The sequence below is a fragment of the Allomesorhizobium aridi genome (assembly GCF_043769475.1).
Taxonomy (GTDB): domain Bacteria; phylum Pseudomonadota; class Alphaproteobacteria; order Rhizobiales; family Rhizobiaceae; genus Allomesorhizobium.
This window is the reverse complement of the sequence record NZ_CP171728.1, coordinates 276,227-295,807: the sequence shown is the minus strand read 5'-3', so window position 1 is coordinate 295,807 and position 19,581 is coordinate 276,227. Positions and strand designations below refer to the sequence as shown.

The window sequence follows — 19,581 nt, the reverse complement described above, 5'->3', positions numbered from 1 at the left end:
CCCTGCCCATTGAGCAGATTGGATCTTGGGTCGGCACGAGTCCAGAAGGCGAGGCCTACCCTTTTTGGAGTATGGGAGGGGGACTATTACGACCGTGGAACGCGGTAAGCCTCTGTGATCGCATCGCCATCAATGAATCTGGTGACCCGAACGGTCGCTTGGTTTCGGTCGTCCGCTTCAATCGAGCCGGTGACAGTAGGATCGATGCCAAGTCCGTCTGAGGCCAGTTCGCATCTGGCCGTAATTTTCCCGCCTACGGTCTTAATGCGTTCGACGACGGAAGGCATGGCCTCCCGGCAGGCGGTGATGGTCTCGTATATTTTTGCGCCTCGCATTTCCGAGCAGGTAGCATCAGGCGAGCACGTCAAAAGAACCATTGTCGCGGCTGTGAGCGCATCCATTTTCCATCTCCATAGCTAGAGAAATTTGGCTGGAGACGTAACGGCTATTCTGCAGTTCGGTTCAAAGTGAAGTGGTATTTCCGGCCCCTAGGACGTGCTGCTGTGAATCTGTTGTGGGGTCATGTTCAACGTGTCGGCACGCATGGGGCGATTGCGACGACCGCATCAGGTCACTGGCGGGGTGGTCGTCACTGGAATCGGCGGTACGCATTGCGGGGGTGCGGCTACTATGGATGCTACCCTCGCCGCTATTATAGGCCCTACTACAGACGCTATTATAGGCCCCACTACGGCTTTAGCCCCTACTATGGCCACCGGGGTTACTACCCGCATTATTACAACGGATCAGGATTTAGCATCTACCTGCACTTCTAGGTGCGAAATCGTCCGGCAGCTTCTTCCGTCCCTGTCGGCCCTCATGTCGCGCGCAGGTCGCACGGATTTGCCGATAGTCGCAGGAAACCCTTGGAAATCAACGGTAGCTGTTTGCAACATGATGCGACATAAAAGCCCGGCATCAAGGCAAGTCTGACTGGTTTAAGTGGCTGATTTTATTCAGGAAAGCAGTTGGCTGGGGAACCTGGATTCGAACCAGGACTAACGGAGTCGGAATCCTTGGTGCCCGACACGATCACCGCCAACTCCTGCTTGCCGCCGCCACTCTGATGGTCACAACGGGGGTGGCCTTTACCTGAGGTAACTTGGTGTACGCTACGACGGCTCAGCCGGCGACAGGTGCCACCCTGGCCATCGCTCGGCCCATCCCCCAACAGCCCATCCAGAGTAGGCAACACCAGTCGTACCAGAACTTCGTCCTCGACGACCAGAAATGATTTTAGAAGGGTGCTTCGTCGGCTTTCATTGCTGACCAGCTCTTTGTCAGACCATCGCGACAATTCTGCGCACTTTGTCCGCCGTGCCGCCTGTGTATCGATGCGAACGGCCCGCCGCCCGGAATCAACGCTCCCGGTCATCGTCCAAAGAGCGCTGCGTGTCGCGGTTCTGCCGCACAACACGGTCCGCCTGCTGCTCGGCCTTCTTTCCCGCCGCGAAGGGCGACGTGGCCTGTTTGTCCGACTGTCGCGGGTTCTGCTCGTTTGCGCGATCCTGCGTCTTGGCTTGGTGATCCTTTTCGCGGAGAGAGCGGCCTTCGTCTCGCACCGTGTCCGTGGCCCCGGTACCGCCAGTAGCCATCTGCACCCGCACATCATTCAGCCGTTCGTTCAAGAGGCCGTTCATTTCCACGCGGATACCAGCGAGCTCCTGCTTGTCCTCCGTCTTCGACAAGGAGCCGTCGATCCGATCAAAGGCCTTGTTCACATCGGCGATCTTTCGGCGGAGTTCCAGTGGCGACAATTCCATGCTCACGATCTCCTGTGTACGGTTGGCCAGATCAACTAGAATATCAACTTTTCCGGCCGACCGCGATAGCGATGTCCCCTCGCCTCGTAACGTCGGCGTCGCGTGAAGCTCGGACCTCTGACCGGCCGCAACGTCGGCGATTGCTGCCGAAAACGCTGCGGCGCCTGCGTCCGCACGCGATCCGGGCATAGCCTCGCGCACCATGGTGGCGGTTAGCTGCCAGCCACGCGAGATTACTGCCCCATGGGCGGCGATTGTCTTTGCCTCGAACATGGCCTGCCGCTTCGCTTCGACGCGCTGCGCGATCATCGGCGACACGGAGTAACGCGTGTCCCGCTTCGATCGTTCGTACGCACCGGCCTGGCGCATGTTGAAGGGCCGCGAGGCGGCGAAGTCCATGCGGCTGGTCGCCACCATGGCAATCCCCTCCTCGCGGGCTTTTTCCGCGAAGGCTGCGCGCCAGTCGTACAAGTCCGTCTTGCTGAAATGCAGCTGCCGGCCGCTTTCCGAGCGCGCAAGGATCATCGCGTGCACGTGGACGTGCCCGGTCTCCGGATGATGCGCGATCGCCCATTTGTGGTCAGGAATCTTTTCGGCAAGCACGTTCTCGGCCGCGCGCAGCAACGCACGCGCGTCCGTGCCCGCCCTGGCCGAAAAGACGACGTGATAAACATTGCGTGGCTCCACCGTCTTGAAATCCGCCTTCCAAGTCGCGTAGAGGGCTGCCGCGGCTTTATCCGCGCGCTGGCCGGCCGGCAGCGCGTCGCCGTCGGACTTGATCACGCCGACATTGCCCCGAATGAATTTTTGCAGAAAGTATTGGCCGCCTCTTTCGGTCGAAACGGCCGCTTTGATCTCGGCCTTGCCGGCCACGCCAGCGTCTTTCAGCCGGGCCGTGATCCCGTCATCGGCCCGTTGCAGGACCCCTCCTCTGCCGTTTTCGGGTTCGAGCTTCTGCAATGCCTTTGCAAGTGCTGCCGCTTTCATCTCCGTGTAAGCGTAGATCTTCACGGTGCTGCCGGCGCGCGCATAGACGAAGGGCTTGCTGCCAAACGCGGCATTCAACGCATCGTGCAATTCCTCGCGGCCGGAATGGCCGGAGAGCTCGATATCGATCTCGATGAAATTCGTGTTCTGGAACGGCTCGCGAAAGTCTTCCTGCCACTCGTCCAGCAGCGACCGCCGCTGCTCGCGGGTCTCGACGCTGAGCCCCGAACTCGTGAAAACCTCGATATCGTGTTTCTTGCCATCCTGATCGGGCCGGGTGCCAAGATATTCGAGCAAGCCGCCGGCGGCACCCTTCGTCCCGGCCGTCGAAGTGACCTTGAACACTGCTGGCTGCGCGCCGGCCGCGATTCCCGCGCGCGACGCGATTGCCTGCGCTTGGCTTGGCCCGCTCGTGGTCTTTGCGACAGCGGTCGGAACCGGGTGGCCGCCACCGCCACCCCCTCCCCGTCGCCGTCTTTCATTCTCGTCATTGGCGACCGCAAGCGCTGCGACTTTGGTGAAAACTGCGATCGGGTCATTTTGCCCGGTAAACGGCCGCAGAGCGGCGGTGATGGTTGCCGAGTCCATCGGGCCGGCAACTGCTGTCGCCGCGGTAAGTCGCGTCGCGCGCGCGCTTGGCGTTGGAAATCCGGTGACAGCGAATTTCTCGGCCGCCGGCGCGGCCGTCTTTGCTTGAGCCGCAGCGGCTGGCCGCTGCGTGGACGAGATTTTTGCGATGCCCGTCCCCATCCCCGCGGCACGCCAAGCCGGCCGCCTCGCCGCAGCATCGTCGGCGCCCAGTTCCGCGGCCGGTGAGCCCCAGGCCGCCACAGTAGCGGCATAAGCCCGCCGCCGGATCTCCTCTGCCTCCGACAGCTCGTCCGTTATCCCTGCCTCGACGGCCAGCGCTTTGTCCCCAAGCATCTCGTCGATGCTGAATGCCAGCTCGGTGAAAAACCCGCTCATGGATCCGGTCTCCGTCGTGCCCGGGCTGGCCGCGCCATTTCAGCGAGCCGCTTGTTCGTCGGCTGCATCATTCCGAGAAGTGCCGTGAGGCTTTTGGCGAGCGCTGGTTCATAGCCGACGCGGCCGGCATTCATGGCGCGAACGGCCTGATTGAGATTGCCGCCGATCTTGCGCAGCTGCTCGTGAAGTCCCTCGATCGCCGGTCGATCGACATCGGCCACCGGAAGAAACAGCCCCGTTTCAGCGCGCAAAAAGACGGCGGATGACCTCGGATTCCGGCACTCTTTCGGGCGCGCTGACGGCGGCCAGCGCCGCCTTTTCGTCGGCACTGACGCGGAACCTGACGACTTCTCCGTAGCTGGCGCCCTGGCGTGGCACGGTCTGTTTTGCCCCATATTTTCCGACCTAAGCCCGCTTCGCGGGCGCGCAAAAGGGATTTGTTCCACAAATCTCGCTATCCTGCCAAAGAAGAAATACCTTAAACATGGGGGAAAAACAAGAGAAACACATGCGCCGCTTCGAACGCATTCATTTTTCTCCGACACGCTTCTGCGCCTGTAGCATTTATAATTGAAGGATGCTTTACCTTCATAGCGGTATTACTCTGTAGCGACACGCCATCACAATGGCATGGCGTCACGACGGCACAACGCTGCAATTCATGGCGGCATAACATCATGATGGCATGGCTGTGCAGCGTCATAAATTAAAGTATCAAATTGCTTGAAAACTGCAGCGCCCGCAACGTTATAAATCAGAACGCTATAGCGCTGTCAGCGAAGGACGGAGCCTGGTGATCATCACTGTTGCCGTCGCAAAAGGCGGCGTTGGAAATCCACGCTAGTGCGTGCCTTGGCCAGTGTCGCCACACATCAAGGCCACCAGGTTTTTGTCATCGACGCCGACGAGCGCAAGAATATCGACCGCTGGTCCACGCTGCTCGACCGCTTCGGCAACAAGCCTGAAAATCTGGAGATCGTGGCTGTCTCGTCGCCCACCGAGATCCTCGCGCTCGCCCAGGAACAGGACAGGCAGGGCAAGCTGATCATCATCGACACCGAAGGGCAAGACCAACGACGAGCTGACTGCTGCGCTTTTTGCCGCCGACATAGCCGTGGTGCCGGTGCATCTTGCGATGGACGATATTACCGCGGCTCATCAGCTAGGCCGCAAACTCATAAATTGAGGTACCGCTTTGTGACGAGTTCTGATTCAAGGCTTCTTTTGGAGGCCTGAATGCGCCGTTACGAACTGAGTGACTTTGAATGGAGTGTGATCCAGCCTCATCTGCCGAACAAGGTTCGCGGCGTGGCGCGCGTTGACGACCGCAAGGTTCTGAACGGCATTCTTTGGCGTTTCCGGACCGGATCGCCCTGGGCGGATGTGCCGGATCGATATGGCCCCTACACCACATGCTACAACCGGTTCGTGCGATGGCGCAAAGCCGGGGTCTGGGATCGGCTGCTCGCTGCGGTTTCCAAGGCTTTCGACGGCGAGATCATCATGATCGACTCCTCCTGTGTCCGCGTTCATCAACATGCGGCCACGGCAAAAAAGGGGGCGATGACGATGGTTGCATGGGACGTTCCCGCGGCGGGCTCACGACCAAGATCCACGCGCTCGTCGATGCCGAAGGCCGACCGGTCGATCTCGTCCTGACCGCAGGGCAGGCACATGACGGCAAACCCGCAGTCGCCATGCTCGACGTCCTTCAGCCCGATGCGATCCTGCTCGCAGATCGCGCCTACGACAGCAACGTCATTCGCGACCTGGCGGCGCAGCGAGGCGCATGGGCAAACATCCCGCCGAAGAAAACCCGAACCGGCAGCTTCCCCTTCAGCGCATGGGTCTACAAGCAGCGCAATCTCATCGAGCGATACTTCAACAAACTCAAACACTTCAGAGGCATCGCAACGCGCTACGACAGAGACCCGCTAAACTTCCTCGCAGCAATCAAACTCGCGTCGGTTCGCATCTGGTTGAAAAGTTATGAGTCTGCGGCCTAGTGAACGGCCACATTCCCCTGGTCGCCGAGAACCGCGGCTTTGCCCTGCCGGTCATGTATGTGTTCACGAACAACACCGTGATCGACAAGCGGGCAAGGGCGCTTGCCGAATTGCGCGAGATCATCCAGCAAGACGGTACACGAATTGCCCGTGAGGAGATGCCCTACCGCATTGCCTACAAGGACATGCAGACTGGCGCGACGCTTTACGCGGGTGGCCGGGTGGACCCGAAGGCGATAGCCGAATCCGAGGCGATATTCGCCGAGATTATCCAGTATGTGATTGAGGCCAGCCGGTCGGCCGCAGCGGAGTGATTAGATGGACGACAACGCCAAAAAGTCACTCTGTTGAGCGTCATGCAGCCGGCTCCGACTGTGCTTCCCAAGCTCGATCGCCCGACACTGGGGCTGAGCGGCAAGGATATCCGCAAAGTGAAGGAAGAGGGAGAAAAGCGCGATCCTGTCGCCGGGAGATCCCTGCGTGAGGACAAAAAAGAGCCGACAACCATCTATGTCGCCGCCAAAGACAAGCGGCGCCTGCGCTTGCTCGCTGCTTCGGAAGGCAGGCGGGTCAACGACTACTATGTTGCTGGTCAACGATTTTCTGGAGAAGCACGCCGAGCGCCTGCCGGAACTGTGACCGCGTTTGCGCTGTCAAGGCAACCGCTCCGCGGCGCGCATGATCTGCGGCGCAGATCCGCGCGACCTTGACGGCGCTCAAGCCACGGTCACGGGGCTTGGGAACATCGACGGGCCATTCTGCCCGCCGATGCGGACGGAACCTACAATGCCGTTGGTAAAGCACGCTTCACGCTCGACGCGCCGTTTGCGATGATTTTTCGATTACTCCAGGAAATCAGCACCCACTTGCCCGCTAGCCCGGCCATAAGCCTTCCTGGTCGGACCACAATTCTTGTAGCGTTGCGCCGCCGTTTGCGTATCCTTTTCCTAGACAAGTAGCGGCTAACTTGTGGCGAGGGGGGGCGACAATGCAGCAACAGCAAAGGTCGGTTTCAGCGAACTTGGATGCCTATGAGGCTGTTTTCACAGCGTTAGCCAAATACAGGCCCGGGAGCATCCTTTCGACCCGCGACGTTCTCACCGACATTCGGCAACTCTGCCCCAGTTGCGAGCATACAGATGAGGAACTCGTCGGCTTCATCGTCGAGACCTTAACTGGTCAGACCATCGGCGTGTGCTTCGATCATCGTGACGTGGCCTAGCAATCCCTATGGGGCTAAGGGGCGGATATGACGAACTGGAGGGCAGAAGCTCCAGGCGCTGACGTGGCGCAAGCGCGCGGTGAGCAGCGATGCCACCTAGGGATGTTGGAAGCTGCTGGTGTGCATCCGCCTCTTGTCAGAGCACAGAATTGGTATCCGCGGCTATTTCCAGTGGATTGCGGCCGAAACCCCGAGCTCCGTCTGTTCCAGTGGCATGTTGTAATTCCCATAGGTAGGCGAGGATGATGCAACAGAGGACTTGCAGATCATGACGACGACAACCGAAATCGCCGACAAGATTGCCACCGAGCAGAGCCTGAGCAAGGCGCAGGCCAAGGCAATCGTGGAGAGCGTGTTTAAGGAGATCTCGGGTCGGAAACCAGCATTCCCGGCTTCGGCAAGTTCAAGGTCAAGGACACGCCGGCGCGCGAGGGCCGGAACCCTTCGACCGGCGCCGCGATCAAGATCGCGGCCTCCAAGAAGCTCACCTTCCCGCCGGCGAAGGCGGTGAAGGATGCATTGAACGGCTGACCGCTCTGGCGGCTCGTTTCCGGTGGGCCGAGATCGTCGAGAAATCGAAGGCCCGGTTCGCGAACTGCACCGATTGACGGGAAGCCGATGTTGTCAACCTCGGCGCTTCGGGGCGTGTGCCGGTCCAACGACCCATCACGAGAATGAATCGATCCGGGTCCAGCGATTCAAAGCTGTCATTGGACGGCGGACTCCGCTTGCGCGATGCTGTTGGCATGGTTGCGCAACGCTATCGCCTTTATATCGAACGCATGGACGCGAGCCGGAACATGGCCCGGTTCTACGCCATGTCGATCGATGAGACACTGTTCGGTCAGACATGCCTGATCCGCCGTTGGGGACGGATCGGGACGCGCGGACGGATGGTTCAGCACTCCTTCGACGAGGAGAGGGAAGCCGTCAGGTTGTTCCTGGAGCTGTTGCGCAGCAAGAGAAAGCGTGGCTATCGCCCGAGGCCGGCATCTCGACATGCAGGAGCGGCCCCGTCTGGTTGACGGGGCAGCTGCCGGTGGCCGATCAGTCGCGGTTGGGCCGGGACTAGATGAGCTGGAGCCGTCCTCGCCTTCCACCTCAATCAGGGTGGCGTAGATCGAAGCCGGGAAGCTCGGGTCGTCCAGCTTGACCGAGAGGTAGTCGCGGCCCTCGTTCGAGACCTTCTGCCAGGCGGCGCCCAGTTCGACATTATGCGGTGCACCGCATAAAGCCGATTATGCGTAGCGCGGGATTATGCGGAGTCGTTGGCCGGTGGCCGCAGTTTTTCTGGGGTTTTTGTTGCTGTGCCACTCCGCATAATCTCGACCATTGAGTCGCAGCGCGTCGTACGCTGTCCGCCTTATGCCCGAGCCGCCCTTGGTCTATGTTTGACCGTGGCACGAACCTTGAGGCGTGAGTTGCGACTTCGATGGACGAGAATGATGTTTCGGAGGAAATCGAGCGCATTCGGCGGCTGCTGGCTGATCTGGATGCCGAGCGCGCGAGGCTTGAGCGTGAGCTGGAGACACTTGAGCAGAGACTAACATCCGATAGTTGCTCCTCCGAACGGCCCTCTTTTGCCGATGCCCCTGTCACCAACAACTCGTCATCGGCCGAGAAAATCGGGCTGTTCCGCCGTCTGTTTGCTGGCCGTCCCGATGTCTTTCCGGTTCGGTGGGAAAACAGAAAGACCGGGGGTTCAGGATATTCGCCAGCCTGTTCCAACGAGTGGGCGAAGGGGATTTGCGGTAAGCCGAAGGTGAAATGTGGAGAATGCCCGCATCAGGCATTCATCCCGCCATCCGTGGACATCGTCGAAAAGCATCTGCGCGGAGGCAATGGCCGTTCCGGTGACTTTGTCGCTGGGGTTTATCCATTGCTGCAGGACGAGACGTGCTGGTTCCTTGCCGCAGACTTTGACAAGGAAAGCTGGGCGGATGATGCCAGGGCATTGCTGGACACCTGTCATGCAAAAGAAATTGCCGCTGCTCTGGAGCGGTCGAGATCAGGGAACGGCGGCCATGTCTGGATCTTCTTCTCCGAACCTGTTCCGGCAAGGACCGCCAGGCAGATGGGCTCTGCCCTGATCACGGAGACGATGGAGAAGCGCCCCGAGATCGGCTTTACATCCTATGATCGCTTCTTTCCCAATCAGGACACGATGCCAGTTGGGGGCTTTGGCAATCTGATTGCACTGCCGTTACAGAGAAAAGCTCGTGAGATCGGCAATAGCGTTTTTGTCGACAAGGATCTGCGACCTTACGACGACCAATGGGCGTATCTGTCATCGCTGCCCAGGCTATCGGCGGACGTGGTCTTCAAGATTGCGGATGAGGCGGAACTGTCAGGTCGGGTTTTGGGCGTCCGCATGCCGGTGGACGATGAGCATGCCGACGAGCCGTGGAAGATGTCGCTGTCGCGTCGCAATGCGCCACGGCGTATTGAGGCTGCGATCCCGCGGAACATCAAGATCGTGGTCGCCGATCAGGTTTACATCGACAGGGCAGAACTTCCGCCGGCCCTGATTGCGCAGCTTATCCGCCTGGCGGCTTTCCAGAACCCGGAATTCTATCGAGCTCAAGCCATGCGGTTGCCGACATTCGGCAAGCCGCGGGTTGTCTCATGCGCCGAACTCTATCCCCAGCATATTGCATTACCCCGAGGCTGTCTCGACGAATTGATCGATCTCATCAAAAGCCATGGCGCCGTTGCCGATCTGGAAGATTGTCGTGAAATCGGCACGGCACTTCCTGCGACCGTTTCCTTCCAGGGCGAATTGCGACGGCCGCAGTTGAGGGCTTTCGATGCTCTTGTCCCCCATGAAAACGGTGTGCTTGCCGCGACAACCGCCTTTGGCAAGACGGTTGTCGCGGCTGCGCTCATTGCGCACCGCGCGCGAAACACGCTCATCCTCGTCCATAGACGGGAGTTGCTCAATCAATGGGTGGAACGTCTACGATCGTTCTTGAGCATAGACCCGAAGCAGATCGGCGTTATCGGTGGCGGGAAAAGAAAGCCGACAGGCGTCATCGATGTCGCGCTCATTCAGAGCCTTGTCCGCAAGGGGAAGTTGCGGATGCCGTCGCCGACTATGGCCATCTGATCGTCGATGAATGCCATCACCTGTCCGCGGCGAGCTTCGAGCTTGTCGCTCGGCGGTCGAAAGCGCGGTACGTCGTTGGCTTGTCCGCGACTGTCGTAAGGACGGGCATCATCCCATCATCTTCATGCAATGCGGCCCTGTTCGCCATCGGGTTGAAGCGCGGGTTCAAGCTGCGGAACGCGGTATCCGCCATCGAGTGCGCGATCGTTCGACAAAATTTGAGCTACCTCCGCCCTTGGCGTCGGCCGAGCGCCCCTCGATGCCTGCGATCTATGCGGCGTTGGCTCAGGACGATGGCCGGAATGATCTGATCTTCGATGACGTGCTGAAGTCGCTTGAGGCCAAGCGTTCGCCCGTCGTTCTAACCGAGCGGAAGGATCACCTCGACTATCTTCGGCACCGGTTCTCGCCCTTCGTGAAGAATCTCGTCGTGCTGCGCGGTGGCATGTCCGCGGGCGATCGCAAAATGGCCGACGCGGCGATGCGGGTATCGGAGGATCAGGAGCGCCTCTACTCGCAACAGGCCGCTACATCGGCGAAGGCTTCGATGACGCTCGACTCGATACGCTGTTCCTGACGATGCCGATCGCCTGGAAGGGAACATTTGGCGCAGTATGTCGGTCGCCTGCATCACGAGTATGACGGAAAAAGGGATGTCCTGGTCGTGGACTATGTCGATCAGACTGTGCCGGTTCTCGCTCGGATGGCCGCGAAACGACGCGCGGGCTATCGTGCGCTGGGCTACGTGCTTGAATAGTGGCGCCCCGCTGTAAGCGGAGCGCCACAGTGGGGTCATCGCGACCAGATCAGCGTGAACTCGCCATCGTCGCCTTCGAAGAGGTTGGCGTAGATCGGCGCGGTGAAGGACGGATCGTCGAGCTTGACCGAGTGGTAGGTGCGGTCGTCCTTCGAGGTCCGGCGCCCGGCGGCACCGATCTCGACACCGGAGACGATGACGCGCAGGTCTGGCGCCTTGTCGCTGGTGGAGGCAGGATCGCTGGGGACGAGGCGCGCCTTGGCGTCGATCGCGAGCGTCTTGATGGTTGCCGGCACCTCTTGCATCGGATTGATCGGCTCGATGCAGTCGGTCTCCTCGTCCCGTGGCAAACTGTGACAGCGATCCGCCATCAAGAAGCCGAAGTGGCCATCATGGCTGACGCGCGTGAGCCATCCGAGAGGGATTCTGAAGCATTGATCGCTTTTTCCGAGCGCCCACTTGGTGCATTAGATGTCGGATGTCGTCTGCAGTATGGCCGTAGATTTCCATGACCGTCTGGATGATGGGTTCGCTCAGGAGATCGTCAAGCGTGGGTTCACGCTCCTGCGTCATGGCCGCCTCCATTTTTTGTATTTCCGCACTCTTCTCCTAGGCCGCAGACTCATAACTTTTCAACCAGATGCGAACCGACGCGAGTTTGATTGCTGCGAGGAAGTTTAGCGGGTCTCTGTCGTAGCGCGTTGCGATGCCTCTGAAGTGTTTGAGTTTGTTGAAGTATCGCTCGATGAGATTGCGCTGCTTGTAGACCCATGCGCTGAAGGGGAAGCTGCCGGTTCGGGTTTTCTTCGGCGGGATGTTTGCCCATGCGCCTCGCTGCGCCGCCAGGTCGCGAATGACGTTGCTGTCGTAGGCGCGATCTGCGAGCAGGATCGCATCGGGCTGAAGGACGTCGAGCATGGCGACTGCGGGTTTGCCGTCATGTGCCTGCCCTGCGGTCAGGACGAGATCGACCGATCGGCCTTCGGCATCGACGAGCGCGTGGATCTTGGTCGTGAGCCCGCCGCGGGAACGTCCCATGCAACCATCGTCATCGCCCCCTTTTTTGCCGTGGCCGCATGTTGATGAACGCGGACACAGGAGGAGTCGATCATGATGATCTCGCCGTCGAAAGCCTTGGAAACCGCAGCGAGCAGCCGATCCCAGACCCCGGCTTTGCGCCATCGCACGAACCGGTTGTAGCATGTGGTGTAGGGGCCATATCGATCCGGCACATCCGCCCAGGGCGATCCGGTCCGGAAACGCCAAAGAATGCCGTTCAGAACCTTGCGGTCGTCAACGCGCGCCACGCCGCGAACCTTGTTCGGCAGATGAGGCTGGATCACACTCCATTCAAAGTCACTCAGTTCGTAACGGCGCATTCAGGCCTCCAAAAGAAGCCTTGAATCAGAACTCGTCACAAAGCGGTACCTCAATTTATGAGTTTGCGGCCTAGAACGATGACAGTGAGATGGCGTTCGGGAAACTCCTCAAAAAGAGGTAGTCTGATAGTCATTGTCGACGAATTCCATTCGCTCAAGGCTTTGCGCCAGGTGATACCTGCCAGGACGATCGGCACGTTCGGCTGGTTGTCCCATCGGCTCGCTTTGTGCGAGCTGGCAACCTTCTGTAGTCCGGGGCGTTCAGCACTGCTGGGTGTGGCCGGAGAATTCGATCTTGGACCTAAACTCGGAGGCCGCCTTGGGCGCTGCCGCACCGCAGAAAAAGCTCGCCCGAAATCGCGGAGGGGTCCTACTTTCTGGCCCCGTGAGCGCCAAGTCCAAGTTGCCACCCGTCTGGTACGAGCCATTGGAGAAGAATTTCGATCAGAATCTTTAATCCGATCTCCTGTCGACGTCCGATATGCGCGCTACTTTTCAAATAATCTCTCAAAGAAAAGGACGCCGCCATGAAGCACGAGATCCCCGACGAGATCATAGCCAATTCTGAACCCGTCCAGCTGGCCAGGAAGCCGACACAATTGTCTTCCCGCGAGCGCCTGGAACTCTGGGCGCAAGCCCTTGAGCGCCACAGTGGACCACTGAGTGCACTGAGACGGCTAGAACACCTGTCCCCAGACCAGCTCAGGGCCTACCGCGGAGACAACACCCCGCTGACCGTTGCATTCCATGATCCGGTGTTGCGCGCGTCAGGTTTGCCAGGCGACCGGCTGGGCGACGCGATGGAGTTCTTTGAATTGAGCGACCGAGATGCTCACCGCTTGTTCTGCGACTGCCATTACAACGGCGCGATGACCGGCACCGGACTTGCGAAGCATTTTCGCCGCCACATCCGCAGTTGCGAACGTCGGGCAATGTGGGCGCGGGCGTTCAGAAAGCTGCTGGGCAGGACCGCCTGAAGCCGCCGAAGAGCGGCCACGTCACGCTGCCGATTGACTGCCGGAAGATGGAGCCTTTTACAGTAGCATCACAAGATACGACCTATTCGGCGTCGCACGGATTTATGTCACTGTGATAGCTTGTGTTACCGCTGTCACATCGCCCCCGCCCGAGATAGCGGACTGGTCGTCTGACAGTCAAAAGCTTTCAGGCGGCCTATTTGCCGCCCAAGGTGACGATCCAAACCCGAATGATGGCACGGCAGGCGCTCACACGAGCGCCTCTCGTTGTCACCAAACTTGACGATTGTACCAGTCGTCCAGATCGCGGGAGGGAAGCAGCCGCTTGAGCTGGAACGCGCATCAGCGCCGGAGCGTGCGACAAACCGAGAGAGGCGGCAGTTGGTCGAGGAGCTTTGCGGTTAGTTCCTGCCATACTCACCGCTCATACAAGCAAAAGCCTTGCCCACCAAGGTTAGTAAGACCTCAGCGACCGATTTTTCAGACATCGGCCGAATGCGTTTGCTGGCTGCAGCTTACGCAGCGACCGACACTTCGCTTCCAGCGATCTGAGGAGAGCTGACGGTGACCGAAGTGGACAGATTGCGACGTTGAGTCGGTTCAGGCTGGATGAACTCCGCCTCTTCCTAGTGAATCAGCTTGGGTCGAATGTGTCGTGCTCATAGAGTTCGTCCATACTTAACGACTCCAGCTTGGCCAATGATGCTGCGCTCTTTATACGACCGCCGCTAAGGATGACGACATCATCGCAGAACGAAATCGTGCTGCGATGATGGCTGATGACGATCGTCGTGCGCCGGTTCGCTCTCAACTTCAGTGTCTCGACGATGGCAGCCTCCGAGAGGCCATCCACGGCGTTGGTAGCCTCGTCCAGGATGAGCACATCGGGGTCGCGCGCCAAGGCTCTGGCAAGGGCGATCCGCTGCCGTTGTCCGGCCGACAGGTTGGCACCTCGGTAGCCGACGATTGTTTGATATCCTTGGGGCAAATTCAGGATGAATTCGTCCGCCTCGGCCAGCTTAGCAGCGCGCTGCGCGTCGGCAACGGTGGCTAGGTCATGACCATAGGCGATGTTGTCCAGAATGGTGCCGTCCACCAGTTCCAGGTCCTGGCTGGCCAGCGCGATCCGGCTTCGCCATTGGGTCGGGTCAATTTCGTTCAGCGGTTTGCCATCGACAAGGATCACACCTTCATCCGGTTCCACAAATCGGCATAGAAGGTTGACGATTGTCGTCTTGCCCGCGCCCGATCGGCCGATGATCGCAGTGGAGCGGCCGCTGCGGATTTCAAAGCGCGCCGAGCGCAATACCGCCGCGCCGGACTCCGAGCCGGGATATCTGAACGTCACGTCGTCAAATTTCAACTGCCGTGAAAGGCCGCGAAAGGCTGCGGCGCCTTGGGGTGGTTGCGGCTTGTCGGAGGGGTCCAACAGCCACCGGACCTCCTCGAGCGACCCGCTCCATCCTTGAAGCTGGCTCCAGGACATCTGCAAGGCACGCATGTGCGGTTGCAATCTGTAGAGCAGAACCACGAAGGCGACGATTACCGGAAAACTGACGCCGGCATGCCATGCCCCTACAACCGCACCCAGGAAGAGGACGGCATGGAGCACCTCGGTGAGCGGCGGCAATGCGCCCTGACGCACCTGCAGGACGAGCCCCGCCTTTCGAACAGCATCCGACGCGGCGTCAAATACGGCCTGTTCCTTTGCTTCCTGCCCGAAAATGCGGATAAGCCGTCCCGCGTGCACAAGATGAAGCATGCGCGAGGCAAGCTCGCTGTTGCGCGAAGTGACGCTGCGGCTGGGTGCCCTTAAGCCTGCGGAGAGCGCTGCATGCGCCAATTGTACCAAGGCCACCCCGAGAGCCACCAGCAACGTCATCTCCCAGGACAGGAAGAGAAGGAAGGCCAGCAGAATGACGGCGGCCGACATATTGACCATGGCAGCCAGGGCTGTCTGGATTGCGTCCGACGCGCGCCAGGATTCGTTGGAGATGATGTTCAGCAGCCGTCCGGGGCTTTGCTGAAGAAAAAATGGGAATCCGACCTTCAGGAGCTGTTCCGATAACGCACTTCGTATGGAATGGCTCGCCTTGCCATAGATGAAGGTGGTGAGGACCGTGTTTGAGAATGCCAGGACATTCTTCAATGTGATCAGGGCGAGGATGATGGCGGAAATGAATAGCAGCCTCTGCCCATCGCCCAGACCCGAACCGACCTGCTGGAATGCTGCGGAGATGCCGCCCATGTCGGGTGTATCCCCTTGGCCAGCGATGATGCTCAGCATGGGGATGATCAGGCCGATGCCGACGCCTTCGAGCGCGGCACTGGTAAGGCCAAGAATGACCACGAGCGGAAGCAGGCGCAGTTGCGGTCCTAACGTTTTACGGAGCGTCGGCAGTCCTGGTGATTTGGGCCGTAGCATGACGTATCTCGCCTTCTAGGTCGCTGCCTGTTGGGGCCGCCGCACTTCGCTGTGCCGCGAGGGCTTCGTCAACGACAGGCGCGTATACTGAGCCGCTCCCAGCAAGTTCATAAATACGATCGGCCAGTGGGAAAGACGCAATTCGGGATCGAACGGCGGCCCACCGACAAGCTCCCGGCATGCCGATTTCACCGCCCAATAAAAATGGCGCAGCAGCCAGGGCGCGTGTCGAATGTGCTTCAGGTAAAGCCCTCCATTGCCGAAGCTGTAGTTCCGGTGGAGCGCTTCGACTTCATGGCGAAGACCACGCCCGTGATGATGGAACACCGTCATGTCGGGCACATATTCGACGGGGATCCCCAGCAGGAATGCGCGCACCAGATAGTCGGTGTCCTCTGCCGAGCGCAGAGGTCCTCCGACGCCGAACCGTTCGTCGAAACGGCCCACCTTAATGGCTACTTCGCGCGTCATCGTCATGTTGCAGCCAAGGACAAAACCGCCCGGGGGCATGATCCGCTCAAGTCGCTCGCGTGTTGGCAAACGCTTTATCGTGAACGGCAGGTCTTCCAAATTTCCAAGCTCGACGCGGCCACCCCTGATACAGGCCTCGCCAGTTGCGTAGTGCCGGTCCAGGTCGCGAAGATAGTTGCGATGGACTTCGCAATCGTCGTCGACGAATATCAAAACTTGGCCCCGCGCTCGCTCAAATCCGGCATTGCGCGCGGCCGACAGTCCAGGCCTTGGCTCATAAACAATCGTTATCGCAAGGTTCGACCTTTCGGCGATGCGCGCAAGGCGCTCCAGGCTATCGTCAGTGGAGCCATTGTCGACCACCAAAAGTTCGGCTGAACAAACCGCATATGATTGGCAGGCAATCTGGATGGATTTGATGCATGCCTCCAACGCGGCTGCCCGGTTGCGCGTGCAAACTATGAAGCTTGCCCGAGGTGGGGCCTGCCCGGCGACCGCGGGATCAGCAATAGCAGCCATTTGCAAGACCGAGCCGCCTGTCGGGTTGGTGGATCGGGACATGCTAGGTCGACCGTTGGTGTTGCAGAATGGCTGACGCGGGGATAGATTGCCAATGTCGCGCTATCCCGTCGACACGCTTGTTTGCCGCGATTGAAAGGCGGCTCAGCTGCGGCGCCAATGCGCTGATGCGCAGGCCATAGCGTTCACGCCGGCGGATCTTTCCCCACTTGGCCGTTCGGTTCAGGAATTCATGCGTGAGTTGCGGCTGTTCGTCCCCTATCATCCGGTAGAGAAAGTAGAACAGGTTCAAAGCGCCTTCCTCATAACTTGGCCTTGTTTCGGGAGGTTGGGCGGAAATGCGCCCTCCAAGCGCGAGAATGGTTTCGGCCGCGCTCCGAACCGTGTCCATGTTCACGGCTTTGCCGATGTCGAGCAGCACGTCGGCGTCGGCGACGAGCGCCTCTCTGGTAAGGTTCTCGACGACAATCTTCAGATGCGTCCGGCGCATCGGGCGTTTGTGTTTGTTGGTGACGCTCTCGCCGTGGATGCGGTAAGCAAGCAGGCTATCGGCGATCATTGCCGCCTCAAACCGCTCGGTAATTCGCCTGAAAAGATCGAAGTCCTCCGCATGGACGTAGCTTGCATCGTAGAAGAGCACGTCCTGCGGGATGACCCGCCGGTTATAGACGACGGTGGGATGCATGAAGATGGTGAAGAAGTTCGACAATATGCGCAGGCTGCATTGCCAGTAGATCGGATCGGGGGCGCCGCTCAGGATGCGGCGGCCCAGGAGCCTGTCGACACCCGTGCTGCAAATGGCGAGCTGCGGCTGTTGGTCGAATAATGCCACTTGCCGGGACAGGCGTGTTGGATAGGCAATGTCATCCGCGTCCATCCTGGCAACGAGATCGCCGCGTGCCATTGCGAGCCCCTCATTCAGGGTCGCGATGAGCCCGCGATTCTCACGCGAGACGACGGTGATGCGATCGTCAGTCTTGCGGTACCGCTCCAGGATTGCGAGCGAGTTGTCCGTAGATCCGTCATCGATGGCGATGAGTTCCAGGTGCGGGTAGTCCTGGCGCAGAATGCTCTCGATCGCTGCGACAAGGTAGCGTTCGGCGTTGTAGACCGGGAGCAATACGGAAACCAAAGGTGAGGACATTGTCGCGCTCGGATCAGTTCAGTGGATGTTTGAAACCCGAACTTCTTGACGGCTGTCAGCCGGCTCGATGACGGAAGTTGATTTTCCAGCGCTGGCCCTCTGTGCAAGCAATCCAGCGGAGCGAGGCGCTCCGGCACGACCCGCTAGGGCGGCGTTGCTCTGGGGTAACGGAACGTAGGGAAAGTAGCGTTTCAGGGCGTTGATGGGCCTCTCGAAGAGCAGCCACGAAATCAAAGCAACAATCAGAGTGGCAGTTCCGGCAACCAGAAGCCTGCCCGCGCCCTGGCTGGAGACATTGACCGGGATCCAGGGCTGGGCCTTTACCACCAGCGACAGGGCAATCGGATGGAACAAGTAGACGCCGTAGCTGATGCGTCCCAACCCGGTCAGCAGCGGCAATTCGGCGATCCGACCAACGGAACCGCCAACTCCGGACGAGCAGCAGCCGACGAGCATCACCAGCGGCAGCAGCGGCAGAACTTCCGACGCGATCCAAAGCGCCCACGCCTGCTGCGGCGTCACCGGCGAAGGAGAAAGCCAGTGAGCAACCAGGAACGCGCAAGCGAGCGGCAACCAGCCTAGCCTCATCCAAAGTGGCCAGACCGCACTTCTCGATCGATAGGCGGCGAGCAGAGCGCCGGCTGCGAGCGCATCCATGGATGCAGGCGGAAGCAAGTCGCGCGCGAGAGAGGGCGTACCGGTGAGCGGCCAATAGAAGCGGTAAGCCAGGGAAAAAGCGATGACGCCTATGCAAATGCGTTCGATCGACTGGCGCGGCGCAAACAGGATGACGAGCGGCCAGACGATGTAAAACTGCTCCTCGATGCTCAGGCTCCAGGTATGGCACAGAACCCACGGATCCCAGGCGTCGCGTAGCGCGTACCAGTAGTTGGACAGATAAAGGCCGTGCCAGGTCAGCACGACGCGGGATTGCTCAAGGCCGGCCAGCCAGACGAAAGCCAACACTGCAAAATAAGGCGGAAAAATCCGCAGCGCGCGGCGGGAATAGAATGCCTTCAGTGCGGTAGCGGGCTTGAACTCCCCGGCCGATCGCGCCTCCAGCAGCAGACGCGTGATCAGGAAGCCGCTTAGGACGAAAAACAGGCGTACGCCGAGGTGGCCCCAGTTTGAACCGTCCGAATCGAAAAAATGCGCATACAGCACCATCGACACCGCGAGCGCCCGCAGCGCGTCGAGCTGCCGATCCCGCCCGTGCAATATCGACTTGCCGCCTTCGGCGCTAGGCATTCGGTCAAACACCCGCCGGGCTGGCCTGAAAGCTCGAAATCAGCAAATTTGACGCACAATTCATCAACTGCCCCTTTAGCAGGCAAAGTATCCCAACAGCTAACATCCCGCCTAAGTCCCCCGAAATTGTGATTACAGGGGTAAATATGGCGCGGCTTAGGCAGGAGTTACCGGGTTTGGTTCTCTCAGATAATATTTTGTAACAGCAGGAAATGACCGTTTATTTTAGTTGTCAGGTAAAGTAGCCTTTCAAACAGATCTCAAATTATGGCAGTTTACTTCCAAGTACCTGAGTTGCATCGGCAGATAAATTCGTCGCGGTTTGAGTGTCGTATTGCCCAATGAGGGCCGAGAGAGAGAGAGAGAGAGAGAGAGAGAGAGAGAGCGCGAACGCGTCATCGACTTCGATGTCTAAATAGCAAACGGTACTCTCCAGTGTCGTGTGGAGCGGGAAGCAGCTGCCGCCGGACAACGCGGGCCTTCTACAATTCGACCACCGCCCGATATCTCGCGGCGAACGGCCACGAATCCTTGGCATCGCGAGCCGCAAATGGATTGGGTGCAGGCTGTGAGAAACGGTCCTGTCCGCGATCTCGGAGACCCTTTCGGGT

At 59.5% G+C, this 19,581-nt stretch carries 18 protein-coding genes and 3 pseudogenes; 10 read left to right on the top strand and 11 right to left on the bottom strand.

Annotated elements, in window-relative coordinates; genetic code table 11:
• Window positions 1-86 precede the first annotated feature (86 nt).
• Both ACG873_RS01355 and ACG873_RS01350 read right to left on the bottom strand, forming a co-directional pair.
• Window positions 87-401 carry a hypothetical protein gene (locus ACG873_RS01355; protein WP_394885722.1) on the bottom strand — a complete coding sequence of 105 codons (315 nt, stop codon included), beginning with the start codon at window positions 399-401 and terminating at the stop codon, window positions 87-89.
• Between the two features lie 957 nt (window positions 402-1,358).
• The gene (locus ACG873_RS01350) at window positions 1,359-2,636 is read right to left on the bottom strand and encodes a relaxase/mobilization nuclease domain-containing protein (RefSeq protein WP_394885720.1); all 1,278 of its coding nucleotides are present in this window, start codon (window positions 2,634-2,636) and stop codon (window positions 1,359-1,361) included.
• On the opposite strand from ACG873_RS01350, the gene ACG873_RS01345 reads away from it, so the two are divergent.
• On the top strand, window positions 2,583-3,566 hold the full coding sequence (locus ACG873_RS01345) for a hypothetical protein (protein WP_394885719.1): 984 nt from the start codon (window positions 2,583-2,585) through the stop codon (window positions 3,564-3,566). The genes ACG873_RS01350 and ACG873_RS01345 overlap by 54 nt on opposite strands.
• Window positions 3,567-3,712: 146 nt before the next feature.
• On the opposite strand, the gene ACG873_RS01340 is transcribed toward ACG873_RS01345, so the two are convergent.
• The gene (locus ACG873_RS01340) at window positions 3,713-3,967 is read right to left on the bottom strand and encodes a hypothetical protein (protein WP_394885717.1); all 255 of its coding nucleotides are present in this window, start codon (window positions 3,965-3,967) and stop codon (window positions 3,713-3,715) included.
• Window positions 3,957-4,094, bottom strand: coding sequence for a hypothetical protein (locus ACG873_RS01335; protein ID WP_394885715.1), 138 nt, complete (start codon window positions 4,092-4,094; stop codon window positions 3,957-3,959). The genes ACG873_RS01340 and ACG873_RS01335 overlap by 11 nt, the downstream gene beginning before the upstream one ends.
• A gap of 465 nt (window positions 4,095-4,559) precedes the next feature.
• Between ACG873_RS01335 and ACG873_RS01330 the strand changes: the two genes are divergently transcribed.
• The 7 genes and pseudogenes from ACG873_RS01330 (at window position 4,560) to ACG873_RS01300 (ending at window position 7,969) form a co-directional block, all read left to right on the top strand.
• Window positions 4,560-4,952 carry a hypothetical protein gene (locus ACG873_RS01330; protein WP_394885714.1) on the top strand — a complete coding sequence of 131 codons (393 nt, stop codon included), beginning with the start codon at window positions 4,560-4,562 and terminating at the stop codon, window positions 4,950-4,952.
• Window positions 4,953-5,722, top strand: a protein-coding gene (locus ACG873_RS01325) for an IS5 family transposase (protein WP_394885678.1) whose coding sequence is annotated in 2 segments (ribosomal slippage) — window positions 4,953-5,273 and window positions 5,276-5,722 — 768 coding nt in all. Because the reading frame shifts where the segments join, the coding sequence is not laid out codon by codon here.
• The gene (locus ACG873_RS01320) at window positions 5,722-6,036 is read left to right on the top strand and encodes a hypothetical protein (RefSeq protein ID WP_394885712.1); all 315 of its coding nucleotides are present in this window, start codon (window positions 5,722-5,724) and stop codon (window positions 6,034-6,036) included. The genes ACG873_RS01325 and ACG873_RS01320 overlap by 1 nt, the downstream gene beginning before the upstream one ends.
• A gap of 33 nt (window positions 6,037-6,069) precedes the next feature.
• On the top strand, window positions 6,070-6,432 hold the full coding sequence (locus tag ACG873_RS01315) for a hypothetical protein (protein ID WP_394885710.1): 363 nt from the start codon (window positions 6,070-6,072) through the stop codon (window positions 6,430-6,432).
• Between the two features lie 278 nt (window positions 6,433-6,710).
• The gene (locus ACG873_RS01310; protein ID WP_394885709.1) at window positions 6,711-6,944 is read left to right on the top strand and encodes a hypothetical protein; all 234 of its coding nucleotides are present in this window, start codon (window positions 6,711-6,713) and stop codon (window positions 6,942-6,944) included.
• A gap of 268 nt (window positions 6,945-7,212) precedes the next feature.
• Window positions 7,213-7,475, top strand: a pseudogene (locus tag ACG873_RS01305) (HU family DNA-binding protein).
• A 197-nt stretch (window positions 7,476-7,672) separates the two neighbouring features.
• Window positions 7,673-7,969, top strand: a complete 297-nt coding sequence (locus ACG873_RS01300; protein WP_394885707.1) for a WGR domain-containing protein — start codon at window positions 7,673-7,675, stop codon at window positions 7,967-7,969.
• A gap of 22 nt (window positions 7,970-7,991) precedes the next feature.
• Here ACG873_RS01300 and ACG873_RS01295 read toward each other — a convergent pair.
• Window positions 7,992-8,158, bottom strand: a pseudogene (locus tag ACG873_RS01295) (DUF736 family protein); the annotation flags it as partial.
• A 218-nt stretch (window positions 8,159-8,376) separates the two neighbouring features.
• Here ACG873_RS01295 and ACG873_RS01290 point away from each other — a divergent pair.
• Window positions 8,377-10,807, top strand: a pseudogene (locus ACG873_RS01290) (TOTE conflict system archaeo-eukaryotic primase domain-containing protein).
• Window positions 10,808-10,842: 35 nt separating this feature from the next.
• On the opposite strand, the gene ACG873_RS01285 reads toward ACG873_RS01290, so the two are convergent.
• The gene (locus tag ACG873_RS01285) at window positions 10,843-11,112 is read right to left on the bottom strand and encodes a DUF736 domain-containing protein (RefSeq protein WP_394886145.1); all 270 of its coding nucleotides are present in this window, start codon (window positions 11,110-11,112) and stop codon (window positions 10,843-10,845) included.
• A 304-nt stretch (window positions 11,113-11,416) separates the two neighbouring features.
• Window positions 11,417-12,186, bottom strand: a protein-coding gene (locus ACG873_RS01280; protein WP_394885705.1) for an IS5 family transposase whose coding sequence is annotated in 2 segments (ribosomal slippage) — window positions 11,417-11,863 and window positions 11,866-12,186 — 768 coding nt in all. Because the reading frame shifts where the segments join, the coding sequence is not laid out codon by codon here.
• Between the two features lie 527 nt (window positions 12,187-12,713).
• Between ACG873_RS01280 and ACG873_RS01275 the strand changes: the two genes are divergently transcribed.
• Window positions 12,714-13,163, top strand: coding sequence for a hypothetical protein (locus tag ACG873_RS01275; RefSeq protein ID WP_394885703.1), 450 nt, complete (start codon window positions 12,714-12,716; stop codon window positions 13,161-13,163).
• A gap of 634 nt (window positions 13,164-13,797) precedes the next feature.
• On the opposite strand, the gene ACG873_RS01270 is transcribed toward ACG873_RS01275, so the two are convergent.
• The 4 genes from ACG873_RS01270 to ACG873_RS01255 are packed head-to-tail and all read right to left on the bottom strand — an operon-like array spanning window position 13,798 to window position 18,970.
• On the bottom strand, window positions 13,798-15,588 hold the full coding sequence (locus tag ACG873_RS01270; protein WP_394885701.1) for an ABC transporter ATP-binding protein: 1,791 nt from the start codon (window positions 15,586-15,588) through the stop codon (window positions 13,798-13,800).
• Window positions 15,589-15,603: 15 nt separating this feature from the next.
• Window positions 15,604-16,578 carry a glycosyltransferase family 2 protein gene (locus tag ACG873_RS01265; RefSeq protein ID WP_394886143.1) on the bottom strand — a complete coding sequence of 325 codons (975 nt, stop codon included), beginning with the start codon at window positions 16,576-16,578 and terminating at the stop codon, window positions 15,604-15,606.
• Window positions 16,579-16,621: 43 nt separating this feature from the next.
• On the bottom strand, window positions 16,622-17,722 hold the full coding sequence (locus ACG873_RS01260; protein WP_394885700.1) for a glycosyltransferase family 2 protein: 1,101 nt from the start codon (window positions 17,720-17,722) through the stop codon (window positions 16,622-16,624).
• An 18-nt stretch (window positions 17,723-17,740) separates the two neighbouring features.
• Window positions 17,741-18,970 carry an acyltransferase family protein gene (locus ACG873_RS01255; protein WP_394885698.1) on the bottom strand — a complete coding sequence of 410 codons (1,230 nt, stop codon included), beginning with the start codon at window positions 18,968-18,970 and terminating at the stop codon, window positions 17,741-17,743.
• Between the last annotated feature and the right edge of the window lie 611 nt (window positions 18,971-19,581).

Bases quoted from the DNA above. Each gene is read 5' to 3' on its own strand.
- ACG873_RS01310 (WP_394885709.1), top strand. From the start codon at position 6,711: ATGCAGCAACAGCAAAGGTCGGTTTCAGCGAACTTGGATGCCTATGAG.
- ACG873_RS01285 (WP_394886145.1), bottom strand. From the start codon at position 11,112: ATGCAAGAGGTGCCGGCAACCATCAAGACGCTCGCGATCGACGCCAAG.
- ACG873_RS01270 (WP_394885701.1), bottom strand. From the start codon at position 15,588: ATGCTACGGCCCAAATCACCAGGACTGCCGACGCTCCGTAAAACGTTA.
- ACG873_RS01275 (WP_394885703.1), top strand. From the start codon at position 12,714: ATGAAGCACGAGATCCCCGACGAGATCATAGCCAATTCTGAACCCGTC.
- ACG873_RS01355 (WP_394885722.1), bottom strand. From the start codon at position 401: ATGGATGCGCTCACAGCCGCGACAATGGTTCTTTTGACGTGCTCGCCT.
- ACG873_RS01255 (WP_394885698.1), bottom strand. From the start codon at position 18,970: ATGCCTAGCGCCGAAGGCGGCAAGTCGATATTGCACGGGCGGGATCGG.
- ACG873_RS01265 (WP_394886143.1), bottom strand. From the start codon at position 16,578: ATGGCTGCTATTGCTGATCCCGCGGTCGCCGGGCAGGCCCCACCTCGG.
- ACG873_RS01260 (WP_394885700.1), bottom strand. From the start codon at position 17,722: ATGTCCTCACCTTTGGTTTCCGTATTGCTCCCGGTCTACAACGCCGAA.